Source organism: Streptodolium elevatio (assembly GCF_053592165.1).
Window position 1 is genome coordinate 12,171 of the sequence record NZ_JBSFVE010000014.1, and the last position, 15,202, is coordinate 27,372.

The following is a 15,202-nucleotide window of genomic DNA, read 5'->3' on the forward strand; positions in this document are numbered from 1 at the left end:
CTTCCGGGTCACCAGGCTCCCGGGGCAACAGGCTCCCGGGTCGGAAGGCTTCCCGTCAGGAAGCTTCCTCGGCGGCAACGGCGTCCACCGTCGCGGCGGGGTTGTAGGGCACCGTCCACGGCCCCCGGCTGCCGGGACCGGCGGGCGCCGCGGCGACGGGCGGCTTGTGGGCCGCGGGGAACCCGGGGTTGACGCCGTTGGCGCCGGTGATGCCCTGCGGCCTGAGCAGGACCACGACGGTGCGCAGCAGGATCCGGGTGTCGAGCCGGAGGCCGTGGTTGCGGACGTAGTAGAGGTCGTACTCGATGCGCGCCGGCCAGCTGAGGGCGTTGCGGCCCTGGACCTGGGCCCAGCCGGTCAGGCCCGGTCGTACGTCGAGGCGCCCCCGTTGGCGCGGCGTGTAGTGCGCGACCTGCTCAGGTAGCGTCGGTCGGGGCCCGATCACCCCCATGTCGCCGAGCAGGACGTTGATCAGCTGCGGGAGTTCGTCCATGCTCGTGGTGCGCAGGAGGTGGCCGACGCGGCTGATGCGGTCCTGGTCGGGCTCGTCGGGGTACCGCGCGTGGCGCATCGTGCGGAACTTGAGGATCCGGAACTCGCGTCCGTGCAGGCCGCTGCGGGTCTGCCGGAACAGCACCGGGCCGCCCATGGTGGTGCGGATGAGAACGGCGATCACGATGATCACCGGGCCGAGCAGCAGCAGCGTCAGCGCGGCGGTCGCGATGTCGAACAGTCTCCGCATCATGCCTGGCCCTCTTTCCCGTGCCCGTGGCGTGCTGCGTCGGCGGGGCGGACACCCCAGCCGAGTTTCTTGCGGCGCGCGACGGCCCGGTAGGTGTCGACGGAGACCTGGGCGACGCGGCGTTGGTCGAACTCGGCGAGTGCGCGCTCGCGGGCGGCGGCGGCGAGTCGGGCGCGCAGTTCGGGTTCGGTGAGCATGCGGGCGATGGCGGCGGCCAGCGCGACGTCGTCGCCGGGCGGCACGAGGAGCAGGTGCTCGCCGTGTGTGCCGATCTCGCGGCAGCCGCGGATGTCGCTGAGGACCATGGGTACGCCGCTGGCCGCGGCCTCCATGGCGGAGCGCGAGAAGCCCTCGCGGTAGGAGGGCAGGACGAACACGTCGAGTGCGGCGTACACGTCGGGCATGTCGGAACGGCCGCCGAGGTGGTCGACGCCGGAGCGGCCGTCGGTGGCGAACGCGTCGGGCTTGTCGGGGTCCTCGGGGCCGATCCAGACGAAGCGGGCCTTGCCGGCGAGGGTGCGAGCGGCCGCCTCGTACTCGGCTATGCCCTTCTCCGCGACGCGTCGGCCGACTCCGCCGACGAGGAGTTCGTCGTCGCCGACGCCGAGTTCCGCGCGGACCCGGCGGCGTGCCTCCGCGTCGGGACGGAAGCGGCGCAGGTCGGTGCCGTTGCCGACGACGCGGGAACGCCATGCCGGGACCGCGCGGGCGAGAGTCCGGTGGTCGGTGGCGTTCTGGTACAGCTCGGCGTGCGACGCCAGGGCCGCGGCGGACTCCGCGCCCAGCACGAACGCGCGGCGCGGCCACGGGTCCCCGGGCCGGATCCAGAGTCCGTGACACGTGTTCACGACGACGGGCACCCCGGCCGCGCGGCCGAGGATCCGGCCTAGTACGCCGGTCTTGGGGTTGTGCGTGTGCAGGACGTCGAGGCGCAACCGGCGCAGGGTGGCGGCGAGTTCGCGGGCGGCCGCGGCGTCGCGGGCGAGGTCCCACGACCGGGTGAGTGCGTGCAGCGGTACGTGCGTGACGCCGAGTGCCTCGATGCCGGGCACGTACTCGCCGGGGGCGCTGAGCCCGAACACCTCGAAGCCGGCGGCGACGTCCACCTCGAGTTCGGTGCGCAGCAGCAGCGCCAAGCTCATGTCGACGGTCGTCAGGTGGGCGACCCGCAGGGGTCTGCCGCCGGGTCCGACGGGGACGGTGAGGCCGTCGGGCAGTGTCGTGTCCGACGGTCCGGGACGGTGCTCAGGCACGGGCGCCCGCTTTCTTGCCGAGGCGTACGGCCCCGGCGTACGCGCGTTCGGGGCCGAGGTTGCCGGTGAGCTTGGCACTGAAGAACTCGGTGGGGTCGGTACGCCGGACCGGGACGCGGTTGAGGCGTATCGGGTCGGTGCCGGGCAGGTTGCGGCCGAGGGTGCCGGTGGCGGCGCTGCGGAAGCGGCAGCGCAGCGCGTGCTCCATGGCGGGCACCGGGACGCCCCAGGTGTACGCGAAGTGGTCGGGCCGTACGCCCAGGTTCTTCTCGATGTCGTCCGAGGCGGCGTCGAGTTCGTCCTCGGTGAGGGCTTCGGGCCGGGCGTGGCTGCGGGTGTGGTTGCCGATGGTCAGCAGGCCGCTGCCGTGCATTTCGGCGAGTTGGTCCCAGGTGAGGGCCGGCGCGCCGGAGCTGGTGCCGGTCGAGCCTTCCCAGTGCATGGTGCCGCCGACCATGCCGCTGGCGAGGTAGAGGGTGAAGGGTAGCCCGCGGTCGCGCAGTTGGGGCCAGGCATTGTCGTAGACGTCCGCGAAGCCGTCGTCGAAGGTGAGGACGACGGACGGGGTGCGGTCGGCGCCGTCGAGCCGGTCGAGCGCGGTGTCCAGGGACACCACCGAGCCGGTCGGCAGCGCGTCGAGCTGGTCGGCGAACCGGTCCGCGGGCAGGTCGAGTTCGTCCCGGGTGCCGCCGCCGACGCGGTGGTAGATGAGCACCGTCGCGCCGGGTGCGGGCCGGCGTCCGGCGCAGCGGGCGAGTCCGCGTTTGAGCCCGGTGCGGACCTGGTCGCCGCTGAGCCTGGTCATGCGCCTGGTCATGCCGTCGTGCCCCCTGGTGAAGTCGGTGCGGTGGTGCGGCCTCGCGCGCGGGCCCGCAGGCGTCCGACGGCCGCGGCGCGCGCGGTGCGGGCCAGGGCGCGGACGGGCAGGACGGCGGAGGCGAAAGGACGTTCGCGGACCGCCTCGACGTCGAGGAGCGGCGGGCGCTCGGGTGCGAGGCGGTTCTTCTGGACGGTGGTGGTGGGCAGCAGGTCGACTAGGGCGGGCGGGTCGGCGGGGTCCTCGGTCAGGATGTGCCGGTGGGCGCGCCACATCGCGAGGTTGCCTACGCCGAGCGGAGCGAGTTCCTCGTCGTACGCGGTGGAGTGCCACAGTGCGACGGAGCCGACCCGGAACCACAGGTAGGTGGCGGCCGGGCGGTCGCCGACGCGCAGCACGTACAGCCGGGCCCAGCCGCGGGCGGCGGCGCGGCGCACGAAGTCGAGGCGTTCGGCGCGTATGCGGTCGGTGAGCGGTCCCTTCCAACTGCGCGGGAACAGGTCCGCGTAGACCGCGAAGCCCGTGTCGATGTCGCCTGCTTCGATGTAGGCGTCGAAGACGACGTCGCCGTGCTTGCCGATCTTGCGCTCGACGCGGCCGCAGTGCGTGTGGAAGGACTTGAAGCGGGCGCGGTGGCCGTCCCAGCCGTCCTCGACGCCGGCGAGCATGTCGTGCGACCGTTCGCGCGCGTGTACGTCGTAGCCGGTGCGGCGGAGTGCGCCGAGCAGCCGGTGGGTGGCCGCGTCGCGGCTGGGCAGTCGGCGCAGCCGCAGGTCGCGTACGCCGCTCCGGGCCAACTGCTCGGCGAGCGGCGTGAGGTCGGCCTGTTCGCTGACGACGCGCGAGCGGGGCCGGTCGGGGGCGAAGGTCGTGTAGCGGCCGTCGCCGTGGTCCTGGAGGGCCAGCAAAGATTGCGGGCATCCGGTGGCCTCGTCGACGACGGCGGCTATGCGGGCGCGTTCGGCCGTCTCGGGGTGCGTGGCGAGGACCGCTCCGGCCCACACGTGGGTGTCGAAGCAGTCGGCCAGCGTGCCTCGGGCCGCCACGAGGTCGTCCCAGCCCGCGGCGAAGGCCGCGTCGAGGTCCTGCGCGCGCAGGAGTACTCCGCGGGCGCTCAACGGCCCGCCTCCGACCGTGCGCGGGCAGCGGCTTCGGTACACCGTGCCGCGCTGGTCTCCCTGACTGCCCTGCGTCCGACGGCCCCGTCGCGGCGCATGGCTGATACCGCCCCCACCATGAGACCCCAGCGTCTCTCAGCCCCGGCATGAGCAGTGCCGAGGCGTGCTCCTAGAGCCGCGCCCCGGTGCTCCCCCACCTGGACACAGCCCACCCGCGCATCAGCCTAGGGGCACGCAAGCCGCCATGCGGGTGGTTTCGCCAGGAATTCGCGAATGCTCCGCCGAGTCGGCCCGATGGGCGTGCCATGCGCCCCGTACGTCACATCCCGGCGCGACATCCCGGCGCGGCCCGCAGGATGGCTCCGGTGTCGTCGTTCCCGGGTGGGAGCAATCGGCCAAGCGGCTGACGGTGTGTGAAAAGGCTTGTTACCGTGCCCTGTGGGGAGGCCGGAGGGTGCGGCCGTGGGAGATTTCGGTGGGGAGAGACATTGCGATCAAGCCTGCGCTCCGGGCTGCGCACGGGCGGGGACACCATCATGCGCCGGTCACCGGCGCAGTGGTGGTTCGGCGGTCGGGCCGTCTCGCGCCTCGCGGTGCTGGGCTATCACGGCGTCGACGACCCGGAGGGTTTCGCACGGCAGTTGGACCGGCTGACGCGTATCGCGCGTCCGGTGTCGCTCGACGAGGTGGAGCACGCGATCGAGCACCGGCGTCCGCTGCCGGGGCGGGCCGTGCTGATCACGTTCGACGACGGTGAGCGCAGCGTCCTCGAGCACGGGCTCCCCCTGCTTCGCGAACGCGGCCTCCCGGCGGTGGCGTTCGTGATCCCGTCGCTGGTCGGGACGGACACCCCCTTCTGGTGGCACGAGGTGGACCGGCTGGTCGCCGCGGGCGCCGGCGCGGAGCGGAGCACCGCGGCATGGCTGCGGCACCTCAAGACCGTGCCGCAGGCCGAACGGCTCGCGGACCTGGACCGGTTGCGCGCGGGCCGCGCGGCGGTACGCCAGACGCAACTGACCGCCGACGAGGTGCGCGCCCTCGACGCGGGCGGGGTCCGGGTGGAGAACCACTCGCTGACGCACCCGCTGCTCGACCGCTGCGACGACGCCGACATCCGCACCGAGATCGGCGAAGCGCACGACCTGCTCACCAAGATCCTCGGCCGGGCGCCCCGGTCCTTCGCGTACCCGAACGGCAATTGGGACGCCCGCGCGGAGCGCCTGCTGCACGAACTGGGCTACACCACCGCGTTCCTGTTCGACCACCGGCTCGGGCCCCGGCTGCCCGACCAGCCGCTGCGCGTGTCGCGGCTGCGGGTCGCGTCGGGCACGCCGCCGGACCGCTTCGAGACCATCCTGTCGGGGCTGCACCCGGCCGTACACGGACTGCGGGGTCGCGGATGAAGGTGGTCGAGGCGGCGTCCGCACTGCCCGAGCTGGTGCGCGACCCGGTCGCGTTGGAGAAGCTCGTGCCCGCGTGGCGCGAACTGGCCGCCGCGACGGGGGTCGCGTACTTCGGTACGCCGGACTGGGTGCTGTCCTGGTGGGAGCACATCGGCGCGAACGGTCCCGGGAGCCCGCTGGTCGCGGTGTGGCGCGGCGCGAGCGGCGAGCCCGAGGCGGTCGTCCCGCTGCTGCGGACCCGCCAGGCGCTGCATCCGCGCCTGCCCGGCGGGGCGCGCTGCCTGACGTTCCTGGGCTCCGGCGCCGCGGCGGCCGACCACTGCGGGTTCGCCGTCGAGCCGCGGCGCGCCGACGACGTGCGCGCCTGGTTCGCCGCGGCGGCCCGACGGCACACCCTGTGGCTGCCCAACCTCGACACGGCGACGGGCGTGTCGTACATCCCACCGGGTGCGCGGCTGGTCGAGCGCACCGCATGTCCGACCATGCCCGCCGATCCGGACCGCATCGGGTCGGCGCGCTTCCGCAAGGACCTGCGGCACTACGGGCGTCGTCTGGCCGCCGAGGGCGTGCGGTTCCGGTTCGCGGCGCCCGGCGCGGTCGACGACAAGTTGTTCGACGTCCTGCTGGCCCTGCACGGGCGGCGGCAGACCGCGATCGGCCGCGCCACGACCTTCGACGTGTCCCGCAAGCCGTTCCACATGGCGTTGAGCGGCCGCGCCGCACCCGGGCGCGGGCCGTGCGCCATGGTCGCCGAGGGCCCGGACGGACCGGTCGGGGTGCTGTACGGGTTCCTCTGGGGCGACACGTTCTCCTATTACCAGACCGGCTGGGACCCGTCCTTCGCCCGGCTGAGCCTCGGCACCGTGCTCGTCGCCGAGACCGTCGCCGCGGTGCACGCCGAGGGCGCCGCCGTGTTCGACTTCCTGCGCGGCGCCGAGGAGTACAAGTACCGCTTCGGGGCGGTCGACCGGCACGACACCACGTGGCTGGCCGGCCGCGGGTTGTCCCGGCTGGTGTTGGAGGGGCGCTCGGCCGCGAAGTCGCGGCAATCGCGCCGGGCCGCGGACCGGATCGTGTCGGAGAGGTGAGTCGATGACCGCGCAGATGCCGGCGGCCGCGGAGGCCGCGCAGGATGACCGGGTGCCGGCGCCCGGCACGCCGCCGAGTGTGAGTGTGGTGGTGCCGTCCTACAATTACGCGCGCTACCTGCCCACCAACATCGGGAGCCTGCTGGACCAGGAGGGCGTCGAGGTCCGGGTGCTGATCCTGGACGACGCCTCGACCGACGGTACGCCCGAGGTCGGTGCGGACCTCGCGCGCGACCCCCGGGTCACGTACGAGCGGCACCGCACCAACAAGGGGCACATCGCCACGTATAACGAGGGCCTGTTGGAGTGGGCCGACGGCGACTACTGCGTGCTGCTCTCCGCCGACGACCTGCTGACGCCGGGTGCACTCGCGCGCGCGACGGGGGTCATGGAGGCGCACGAGGACGTCACGTTCGTGTACGGCAACCCGGTCAAGTTCGTGAGCGGCCGCCCGCTGCCGGTCGCCCGCACCGGCACCAAGTCCCGTGTCTGGCAGGGCGACCGCTGGATCCGCGGGGTCTTCCGGGCCGGGCGGAACCTGATCCTGTCGCCGGAGGTCGTGGCACGGACCAGCGCCCATCACGACGCCGGGGGCTACAACGCGGCGCTGCCGCACTCCGGTGATCTGGAGATGTGGCTGCGGCTGGCCCGGCGCGGGTCGGTGGGCTGGCTGCCGGCCGCGGACCAGGCCTACTACCGCATGCACGACAGCAACATGCACCACTCCACCTTCGACGCCCGCGCCCGCCTAGCCCAGCTACGGGCGGGCTACGAGTCGTTCCTCGACAACGACGGCAGCGCGCTGGCCTACGGCGACGCGGTGCGTGCGGACATGCGCCGCAAACTGGCACGCGGCGTGCTGCGCAAGGTGATCCGCACGCTGGACGCCGGCGAGGAGTCCGCCGACGGTCTCACAGTCGACGAACTGTACGAACTCGCCGCGGAGTTGACGGACGTCCGCAGACTCCCGGAGTACCCGGGCGCCCGGGCCCGCATGTCGCTGGGGCCGACCCGCTGCGGGCGCCTGAACCCGGTCACGTCCCTGGTCACGTTGCGCCGGGGCCGGGACTGGGTCCGCTGGCACGGCAACAAGATCCGCCCGGTGTAGGTCACTCGGGGCACGGCATGCCGACCGGGACGTGGACGGTGGCCTCGCGGCTGGCGGTCCGGATCGTCAGCGGGACGCACATGGGGCGCTCGGCGTAGAAGCCGCCCGCGAACGCCAACCATGCCTGTGCTCCGGGGTGTTCCGGACACGGGGCCACGGTGATGACCGAGACCGGCTCCCGGATGTTCCCCCAGGCGATGGCCGGGCGTTCGGCGGCGTCGGAGGGCACGCTCAACTCCGCGCCCTCGCCGGCCCGGAGCACGAGTCCCTGCTTGGCGAAACGCCGGTCACCCGAGCCGTCGGCCAAGGCGAGTTGCAGCGTACGGTCGCGGTCGGGGACGGCGACGGCGTCGAGGACCCGCAGGTAGCCGTCCGGGGGTTCGGGGATGCCCTCGATCGACGAGGCGCAGTCCAGGCCGACGGTGCCGAGCCCGGTGACCGGCGCGCTGGGCGTGAACCGCGAAGGCCGTGAGGCCACTTGGTCGTCGCCGCCGGAACCGTCGGCGCACGCGGAGACCGCGACCAGAGCCCCGGCGACGAGCACGGGAACGAGCGCGGGAGGCAGGGGCGTTCGGCGGCGCGGCGGCATCCGGCCATCGTGGCGGCGACGGGGTCCGGGAGGAAAGGCCCAGGCCGGTTTCGGCGGGTATCCGCGCCGATTCGGCAAGGTACGCGCGGCACCTGGGCACGCAAGCGGCAGCGGACCGCGGAAATCCGGTGGGTCCCCACGCGCCCCGGTGGCAGGGTGGCGGTCATGACAAGTGCCGAGGAAGCCGCGTGGTTGGCCGGGCAGCGTCCGTCCCGCGTGCGCGAGGTACAGGCGGGACGGCTGGGCTGGACCGAGGTGGACCTGCTCGCGGTGGGTGACGGCGACGCGACGGCGATCCGCGGCGTGCTTGAGGGGTTCGGCGTACGCGTCAACTACTTCCCGGTCGGCCAGGCCCGCCACATCGTCGCGGCACTCGGCGGCGAGCGGTCCGCGGCACCGTACGTGGTCATCGCCTGCCACGGCGACGAGGGCGCGATCCTGATGGACGAACTCGCCGGGGAACTGGCGGCGTTCCAGCCGTTCGACGGCAACATCGGCCCGGCGGAGGTGCGAGCGCACCTGCGCTTCCCCGGCAGCGTCGTCATCGCCACCGGGTGCGACACCGGCGACGAGGCGCTGGCCGAGGCCTTCCTCGACGTCGGCGCGGCGGCGTACGTCGCCCCGGTGCACGGGCCCTTCGGGTACGCGAGCGTCTTCGCCCCGCTGTTCCTCTTCTACGAGCTCACCGAGCTGCGCACCTTGGAGGAGGCGGTCGAGCGGCTGCGCGCGCACGACGCCGAACTGGCAATGTGGCGGCTGTTCAAGCGCTGACGACTGCGACGGCCTGCGCCGCGGCGGGGCGATGCGGGGTCGAGCGCTACGGGCGTACCGCGCGCACCAAGGTGTCGATCGCCTCGCGCGCCTCGCCCTCGACGGTCACCGGACGCCGCACTCGTTCGGCGCGCTCCACCCGCAGGCCGGCACCGAGCGCCGCGGACACCCTGTCGGGCGTGTGCAGGATGTCCGGGTCCTGCGGTCCGCCGATCCCGTGCTCGAGGTTGTCCAGGTCGTGGCCGACGAGCAGGAAGGTGCCGCCGGGGGCGACGGCCGCGGCGGCGTTCGCCAGCACGGCGGCGATCTCCGCCTCGGGCAGGTGCAGGTAGGCGATCAGGACCAGGTCGTACGCCCCCGGCTCCGGCCGCCACGTCAGCAGGTCCGCGGTCACCCAGTCCACCGCGACGTCCTGCGCGTCCGACAGCAGCTTCGCCTTGGCCAGTGCCGCCGCCGAGAAGTCGACCGCGGTGACGCGCCAGCCGCGCTTCGCCAGCCAGATGGAATTGCGCCCCTCCCCCGCCGCGAGGTCGAGCGCACGGCCCGGCGGCAGGTCGCCCGTCTGCTCGGCGACGAAGCGGTTGGGGTCGGCCGACCAGACCAGCTCGGTGCCCGTGTACCGCTCGTCCCATGCCTTGGCGTCCACGTGTGCCGCCTTCCCGTCGTACCCGTGCCGGCGGGTCGGAGCGCCCGCGCACCTACGATCTTGCCCGATCACCCGCGGTGGCCATGCGGTAGATGCGGTCCAACTCGGCGCCGACGGTCTCGGGGGCGAAGCGCTTGCGGGCCTCGGCCGCGATGCGCTGCCGGTCGTACTTCTCGGGCGCGTCCGCGACCGCGCGCAGCGCGTCGGCGAGCGCCGCGGTGTCCTCGGACGGCACCAGGTGCCCGAGGTGGGCCTCCATGACCTCGCTGTGGCCGCCCACATCGGTGGTGACGACCGGCAGGCCGGCGCACCAGGCCTCCAGGACCGCGACCGTCAGGTTCTCGGCGCGCGACGCCAGCACGAACGCGTCGGACGTGTGCAGCAGGCGCGCGATCTCGGTACGCGGCTGCCGGCCCGCGAAGGTGACCACGTCGGCGATGCGCAGCCGTGCGGCCTGCTCCTCCAGCTTCACCCGCTCGCGCCCGTCGCCGACGACGGTGAGCCGCAGGCGGGGGTCGTCGCGCGAGGCCGCGGCGAAGGCGTCCAGCAGCACGTCGAAGCCCTTGGCCGGGGCCAGGCGGGCGACCGAGACGAACTCGACGGTGTCGCGGCCGGCGCGCGCGGCCGGGTCGGGCATCGCGAACCCGGAGGCGTCGACGGGGTTGTGGATGATCTCGAAGCGGCCGGTGAGCCCGTACGAACTGATCTTGTCGAGCAGCGACTTGCAGACCGTGATGACGGTCGCGGCCTCCGCGTACAGCTCGCGGGCCCGCTTGATGCCCAGCGGGCTGGGCGGTGGCTCGGTCCAGTGGCCCTGCCACGACGTGTGGTGCTCGGTGACGACGTACGGGATGCCCAGTTCGCGCTTCATCGCGACGAGGTAGTGCGCCCAGTAGAAGTGCGCGTGCACGATGTCGACGGGCCCGTACTTGCGGGCCACGTAGCGGACGGCCCGCTGGTAGCGCCGGGCCATCATGACGTGCGAGACGCGGCCGAACAGCCGCGACGGCCGCCAGCTGAACGTCTTGATCTGGTAGTGGCGGGGGTCGTCCGGGTCCTGCGCGAGGTACGGGGCGCCGTCCACCTGGGGCCACGTCAACTCGTCGGTGTTGGACAGCCGGACAACTTCGGCGGCGTGTGCCGCCGACTTCACCCAGTCGGTCTCCCACGGCACCCCGGGGTATCCGACGATCATCACGACCCGCATGCGCTGCACTCCCCCCACAGACCGGGGACTCCCCTCCCCGGCACGGCCCCATCCTGCCAGCGGGATCCGCCGCCCGTGCGCGCTTGGCGGAAGTCGCCCGGCGGAGTCGCCCGGCCGAAGTCGCCCGGCCCATGTACCCCGGTCCGAGTCGCCTGCCGCGAGGCGCTCGGTGGAGTCGCCCACGCCAAGAGCTTCAGTCGAAGTCGTAGACCGTGACCGCCACCCCCGCGGCGACGAGGCTGTCTTCGACGAGCGGTTCGACCAGCTCCCAGCGGCCCCCGGCGAGCCCGCATCCGATGCGCGGCATGTGGACGGACGCGCCGAGTTCGCCGGCGCGGGCCGCGAGCCGGACCAGCGCGCTGCCGATTGCCTGGTACCGCACCGGCGGGCCTTTGCTGCCCGTCTTGGTCCCGTGCTGGCCGATCATGTTGGCCACCCAGATGTACTTCTCGACCTGCACGAACTGTACGGCGCCCAGCGCGAAGTCGTTGCCGGACCGCCCGCGGTGCCACAGCCGGTAGGCCGCCTCGGGCTCCTTCCAGCGCCGAGACAACGCGAGCACGAACCCCTTGCCCCACCCGCCCGCGTCGTTGCAGACGTGCGCGATGATCTTGACGCCCTTGGCCTGCGGGACCGTTGCGTCGCCTCGGAGGTAGGTGATGGGACGGCTCATGCCTTCGAACCTAGCCAAGAGCGGTGATACACCGTCGCTGGTTTTGCGCGGGTTCCGCGAAGCCTTCGACGGGGACCGCGCGGCCTTGTTACCGTGCCTCTCGGGAAGGGCCGTAGGGGTGCGGCCCGGGGGGATCGTCGAGGAGCAGCGCATGGGTCGTCGCATGGGTCGTCGGATCAGAGTCGTCCACGTCGTGTGGAGGCTCAGCACCGGCGGCGGGATTCCGCAGGTCAGCAGGCAGATCCTGGCAGGCCTGGACCCGGACCGCTTCGAGTGCCACGCGGTCACCGCGCGCCCGGCCGCGGCCGAGGACGAACTCCACCTGCTGGGCCCGAATGTGACGGTGCATCCGCTCGGCTACACCGGGCCGCCGAACAAGGTCGAAGAGGTACGCATCCCGCTGCGCTACGCCGCCGCGGTGCGCAAGCTGCGCCCGGACGTCATCCACGCGCACAGCGGTACGGCCCGGCACGCGCTCCCGGCGGCGCTCGCCGTACCGTCGGCTGGCCGGGTTATGGAGGTCCACGAGCCGCTGCGCGGCGGCCTGCACAGCGAGTGGACGAACCGCATCGAGCTCAACATGATCTCCCGGGCCCGGTTCCGGCCGTTCGCGCACTCCTCGGACGTGCGCGACGCCACCGCGGCCCTGCTCGGGGTGCCGCGCGCCACGATCCCGCTCGTCCCGCTCGGCGTCGAGCCGCACGTCCCGGACCCGGAGGCCCGTGCCCGCGTACGTGCCGAGCTCGGACTCGCGCCCAACACGCGCCTGGTGGTCGGGGTGGGCCGCTCGGCGCAGAAGAACATCCCGCTGTTCGTCCGCGTCGCCGCCCGGGTGCTGGAGTGTCTGGGGGACACCGGACCCGCGGTCGCGTTCGCGGTGATCGGCCACCAGGACCCGGAAGTGCCGGACCTGATCGAGAAGTTGGGTGTCGGCAAGCGCGTCCGCCTGGTGCCCCCGCTTCCGCGCCTGCAACACGCCTTCGACGCGGGCGACATCTTCCTGTCGACCTCGGACTACGAGGGCTTCGGCATCGCGGTCGCCGAGGCGATGTGCGCCGGCCTCCCGGTCGTCGGCACCGGCGTGGGCGGCGTCAACGACGTCGTCGAGGACGGCGTCACCGGACGCCTCGTGCGCAAGGGCGACTGCGACGCATTGGCCGACGCGGTACGCGAGTTGGTGTCCGACGACGACCTGCGCGCCACGATGGGCGCCGCCGCACGCGAGCGCGCGATGGCCCGCTTCACGCGCCCGACGATGATCGAAGGCTTCGCCCAGATGTACGAGAAGGCCGCGGCCGAGCGTGTCGGAAGCGGCCGGTAGGGTTTTCGACCATGGCAGCACGACCCCTACACGAGACCGTCGAAGCCGGCTGGGCGAAGGCGCTGGAGCCGGTCGCCGAGAACATCGCGGCGATGGGCGCTTTCCTCCGCGCCGAGATCGCGGCGGGCCGCAGCTACGTCCCCGCCGGGGCCAACATCCTCCGCGCTTTCCAGCAACCCTTCGACGACGTACGGGTTCTGATCGTGGGCCAGGACCCGTATCCGACTCCGGGGCATGCGGTCGGGCTCAGCTTCTCGGTCGCGCCCGACGTACGGCCGCTCCCGCCGAGCCTGATCAACATCTACACCGAGCTCCAGAACGACCTCGGCGTGCCGGCACCTTCCAACGGCGACCTGACGCCGTGGACCGAGCAGGGCGTGCTGCTGCTGAACAAGGCGCTCACCACCGCTCCGCGCAAGCCGGGCGCCCATCGTGACAAGGGCTGGGAACCGATCACCGAGCAGGCCATCCGTGCCCTCGCCGCCCGCGGCAAGCCGATGACCGCGATCCTGTGGGGCCGCGATGCCCGCAACCTGCGTCCACTGCTGGGCAGTTCGGTGCCGGTCGTGGAATCCGCGCACCCCAGCCCGATGTCCGCCAACGGCGGCTTCTTCGGCTCGCGCCCCTTCAGCCGGACGAACACGATGCTCGCCGAGATGGGCGCATCACCCATCGACTGGCGCCTGCCGTGAGCAACCGGGCCGGATCGCCGTTCAGGTGATGGTCGTCACCGGGCGCGGCGCGCCCCTGCGACGGTCGTAGCGCAGGAAATAGCCCCAGAAGGCGATCGACGCCAGGCCAAATCCCAGAAGCAGCACGAGGATTCCGGTCAGTGCCCGCATCGCCTGGTCGGTCGGCACGGCGGTGACGTACTCGGTCACCAGCACGTGTACGAAGAGGACTGTGGCCAGCAGGAACGGCACGCCCCACGCGAGGCGTCCGCGCTCGCGCAACTTGTGGCCGTCGAGGAACCGCAGCGGCATGAGGCCGAAGACCACCGTCTCGACGCCGGCGACGAAGACCACCGTCTCGACGCCGGCGACGAAGACCAGCGTCAGCAGGCCGGCCGCCAGTTGTCCGGTGCCCGTGCGCGCACCGAGCGCTTCCTGTACGGGAGTTCGGGCGAACCATGCCGCGACCGCCACGGCCAGGGTGAGCCAGACGCCGATCAGGATCGCCCCGGCTCCCGGCGGCCGTTCCACCGCGCGATGCCCTGCCGGCTCACCGCGTAGACCACGACGACACCGTAGACGTATCCGGGAATCAGGTGCGCGGTGCGGGAGACCGCGAAGCACGACGCCGCGACCACGAAGGCGGCTCCGGCGACGTGCAGGGGCCCGCGGACGCCGCTCACGCGACGGGCGTGCAGTTCGCCGGCGTGCTGGTAGGTCAGCCACGTCAGGGCCAGGACCAGGCCGAGTTGCAGGGCGAGCACGGCGGTTCGCCCGTTCAGCCCGCTGCCGGGTTCGACGCAGGCGAACAGTACGGCGGTCGCGGCGAACGCGGCGACCACGCGGGCGCGTTGTGGCACGAGCGTGCCGGCGGCGACGAAGGGGGCACGGGAACCGGCGCGAGCTCCGGGGGCGCGTTCGGCGCAGGCGCGCCGGGGTCGGCTACCTGGGGCTGCGGAACACCGGGCGCGACCGGGACCGGATCGGCCGGCCCCGGTTCCCCCACGACCGGCGGAGGAGGCGGAGGCTGGGTCGGTTCGTTCCGGGCCAAAGGGGGAACCGAAGGCGCCTGCACCGTCATCGGCGCCGATGCGGCCACCTTGCCGCCGCAGGGCATGCGGAGGCTGTGGGCGCTCTTCGGGTCGGCGCCGGCCGGGATGACGAAGTCGCCGCTCTGGTAGCCCCATTGGACCTTCCCGAGGACCGTGCTGTCGTCGAAGGTGATCGACGCCGCGCAGCTCTCGTGGTTGAGGTAGTGGATGAAGGCCCGTTGGCCGGGCTGCGCCGTCCGGTCCACCTCGATGCGCGGGTTCGGCCACACCGTGAAGTCCACGACGGGGGATCCGTCGCCGAGCCCGACCTTGTGGTCGCGCGCGGCCGCGTCGGCGGGCACGGTGAACTCGTAGCTCTTGCAGAACTCCCCGCCGGGGAACTCCTTCGCCGGGACGGGTTTGCCGTCCCAGTGGACCCGGCCGCACGACGCCTCGTAGGTGAGCGTGACCTTGTCACCCGGCCGGCCGTCGACACGGGACAGCGTCATCTCGCCCGCCACCGGGCGCACGCGCGCGCCGTCCCGGCCCTGCGCCGGTGCGACGGCGCGGCCAGGGTCAGCACCCCGATCAGCAGCATCGGGAGCACGAGGGCCGCCTTGTCCAGCAGCCTGCTCCCGAACCTCCACAAAGCCCGCCGAAGCGTATCCCCCTGCATGACGGTGAGTGTAGGAGCGGACGACGCTCCGCTCCGAGGGGCTTTACCCGATCGGGCAAGAAGTCGAGGGGGTTCCCTCGTCCATCGA

The 15,202-nt window shown here is 72.9% G+C and carries 18 protein-coding genes; 6 read left to right on the plus strand and 12 right to left on the minus strand.

Going from position 1 to position 15,202, the window contains the following annotated elements; all coding sequences use genetic code 11:
• Positions 1 to 55 precede the first annotated feature (55 nt).
• From ACWD12_RS24440 to ACWD12_RS24455, 4 genes are read right to left on the minus strand one after another with little or no spacing between them, the layout of a single operon-like run.
• On the minus strand, positions 56 to 745 hold the full coding sequence (locus tag ACWD12_RS24440) for a sugar transferase (protein ID WP_358357661.1): 690 nt from the start codon (positions 743 to 745) through the stop codon (positions 56 to 58).
• On the minus strand, positions 742 to 1,995 hold the full coding sequence (locus ACWD12_RS24445; protein ID WP_450101335.1) for a glycosyltransferase: 1,254 nt from the start codon (positions 1,993 to 1,995) through the stop codon (positions 742 to 744). The genes ACWD12_RS24440 and ACWD12_RS24445 overlap by 4 nt, the downstream gene beginning before the upstream one ends.
• Positions 1,988 to 2,800 carry a polysaccharide deacetylase family protein gene (locus tag ACWD12_RS24450; protein ID WP_450101336.1) on the minus strand — a complete coding sequence of 271 codons (813 nt, stop codon included), beginning with the start codon at positions 2,798 to 2,800 and terminating at the stop codon, positions 1,988 to 1,990. The genes ACWD12_RS24445 and ACWD12_RS24450 overlap by 8 nt, the downstream gene beginning before the upstream one ends.
• Positions 2,801 to 2,808: 8 nt before the next feature.
• Positions 2,809 to 3,930 (minus strand): GNAT family N-acetyltransferase, encoded by a 1,122-nt coding sequence (locus tag ACWD12_RS24455; RefSeq protein WP_450101337.1) that lies wholly within the window; start codon positions 3,928 to 3,930, stop codon positions 2,809 to 2,811.
• Positions 3,931 to 4,466: 536 nt separating this feature from the next.
• Between ACWD12_RS24455 and ACWD12_RS24460 the strand changes: the two genes are divergently transcribed.
• From ACWD12_RS24460 to ACWD12_RS24470, 3 genes are read left to right on the plus strand one after another with little or no spacing between them, the layout of a single operon-like run.
• A complete protein-coding gene (locus ACWD12_RS24460) occupies positions 4,467 to 5,333 on the plus strand; it encodes a polysaccharide deacetylase family protein (protein WP_358357671.1) in 867 nt (288 codons plus the stop codon).
• Positions 5,330 to 6,421, plus strand: coding sequence for a GNAT family N-acetyltransferase (locus tag ACWD12_RS24465; RefSeq protein ID WP_450101338.1), 1,092 nt, complete (start codon positions 5,330 to 5,332; stop codon positions 6,419 to 6,421). Before ACWD12_RS24460 ends, ACWD12_RS24465 begins: the two co-directional genes overlap by 4 nt.
• A gap of 4 nt (positions 6,422 to 6,425) precedes the next feature.
• Complete coding sequence (locus ACWD12_RS24470) at positions 6,426 to 7,529, plus strand: glycosyltransferase family 2 protein (protein WP_450101339.1); 1,104 nt, start codon at positions 6,426 to 6,428, stop codon at positions 7,527 to 7,529.
• A 1-nt stretch (position 7,530) separates the two neighbouring features.
• On the opposite strand, the gene ACWD12_RS24475 is transcribed toward ACWD12_RS24470, so the two are convergent.
• Positions 7,531 to 8,118, minus strand: coding sequence for a hypothetical protein (locus ACWD12_RS24475; protein WP_450101340.1), 588 nt, complete (start codon positions 8,116 to 8,118; stop codon positions 7,531 to 7,533).
• A gap of 165 nt (positions 8,119 to 8,283) precedes the next feature.
• On the opposite strand from ACWD12_RS24475, the gene ACWD12_RS24480 reads away from it, so the two are divergent.
• Complete coding sequence (locus tag ACWD12_RS24480; RefSeq protein ID WP_450101341.1) at positions 8,284 to 8,889, plus strand: hypothetical protein; 606 nt, start codon at positions 8,284 to 8,286, stop codon at positions 8,887 to 8,889.
• 46 nt (positions 8,890 to 8,935) lie between these two features.
• On the opposite strand, the gene ACWD12_RS24485 is transcribed toward ACWD12_RS24480, so the two are convergent.
• From ACWD12_RS24485 to ACWD12_RS24495, 3 genes are all read right to left on the minus strand, one after another.
• Positions 8,936 to 9,535 carry a class I SAM-dependent methyltransferase gene (locus tag ACWD12_RS24485; RefSeq protein ID WP_450101342.1) on the minus strand — a complete coding sequence of 200 codons (600 nt, stop codon included), beginning with the start codon at positions 9,533 to 9,535 and terminating at the stop codon, positions 8,936 to 8,938.
• Positions 9,536 to 9,587: 52 nt separating this feature from the next.
• The gene (locus ACWD12_RS24490; RefSeq protein ID WP_450101343.1) at positions 9,588 to 10,742 is read right to left on the minus strand and encodes a glycosyltransferase; all 1,155 of its coding nucleotides are present in this window, start codon (positions 10,740 to 10,742) and stop codon (positions 9,588 to 9,590) included.
• A gap of 193 nt (positions 10,743 to 10,935) precedes the next feature.
• Complete coding sequence (locus tag ACWD12_RS24495; RefSeq protein WP_450101344.1) at positions 10,936 to 11,415, minus strand: macro domain-containing protein; 480 nt, start codon at positions 11,413 to 11,415, stop codon at positions 10,936 to 10,938.
• A gap of 151 nt (positions 11,416 to 11,566) precedes the next feature.
• On the opposite strand from ACWD12_RS24495, the gene ACWD12_RS24500 reads away from it, so the two are divergent.
• Together ACWD12_RS24500 and ACWD12_RS24505 are read left to right on the plus strand one after the other, a co-directional pair.
• On the plus strand, positions 11,567 to 12,736 hold the full coding sequence (locus ACWD12_RS24500) for a glycosyltransferase family 4 protein (RefSeq protein WP_450101345.1): 1,170 nt from the start codon (positions 11,567 to 11,569) through the stop codon (positions 12,734 to 12,736).
• An 11-nt stretch (positions 12,737 to 12,747) separates the two neighbouring features.
• Entirely contained in the window at positions 12,748 to 13,428 is a 681-nt protein-coding gene (locus ACWD12_RS24505) for a uracil-DNA glycosylase (RefSeq protein WP_450101346.1), read from the plus strand.
• Between the two features lie 21 nt (positions 13,429 to 13,449).
• Here ACWD12_RS24505 and ACWD12_RS24510 read toward each other — a convergent pair whose 3' ends face one another.
• From ACWD12_RS24510 to ACWD12_RS24525, 4 genes are read right to left on the minus strand one after another with little or no spacing between them, the layout of a single operon-like run.
• Complete coding sequence (locus tag ACWD12_RS24510; protein WP_450101347.1) at positions 13,450 to 13,938, minus strand: hypothetical protein; 489 nt, start codon at positions 13,936 to 13,938, stop codon at positions 13,450 to 13,452.
• Positions 13,905 to 14,249, minus strand: coding sequence for a hypothetical protein (locus ACWD12_RS24515; protein WP_450101348.1), 345 nt, complete (start codon positions 14,247 to 14,249; stop codon positions 13,905 to 13,907). Before ACWD12_RS24515 ends, ACWD12_RS24510 begins: the two co-directional genes overlap by 34 nt.
• Positions 14,186 to 14,947, minus strand: coding sequence for a hypothetical protein (locus ACWD12_RS24520; protein ID WP_450101349.1), 762 nt, complete (start codon positions 14,945 to 14,947; stop codon positions 14,186 to 14,188). Before ACWD12_RS24520 ends, ACWD12_RS24515 begins: the two co-directional genes overlap by 64 nt.
• A complete protein-coding gene (locus ACWD12_RS24525; RefSeq protein ID WP_450101350.1) occupies positions 14,944 to 15,114 on the minus strand; it encodes a hypothetical protein in 171 nt (56 codons plus the stop codon). Before ACWD12_RS24525 ends, ACWD12_RS24520 begins: the two co-directional genes overlap by 4 nt.
• Positions 15,115 to 15,202 lie beyond the last annotated feature (88 nt).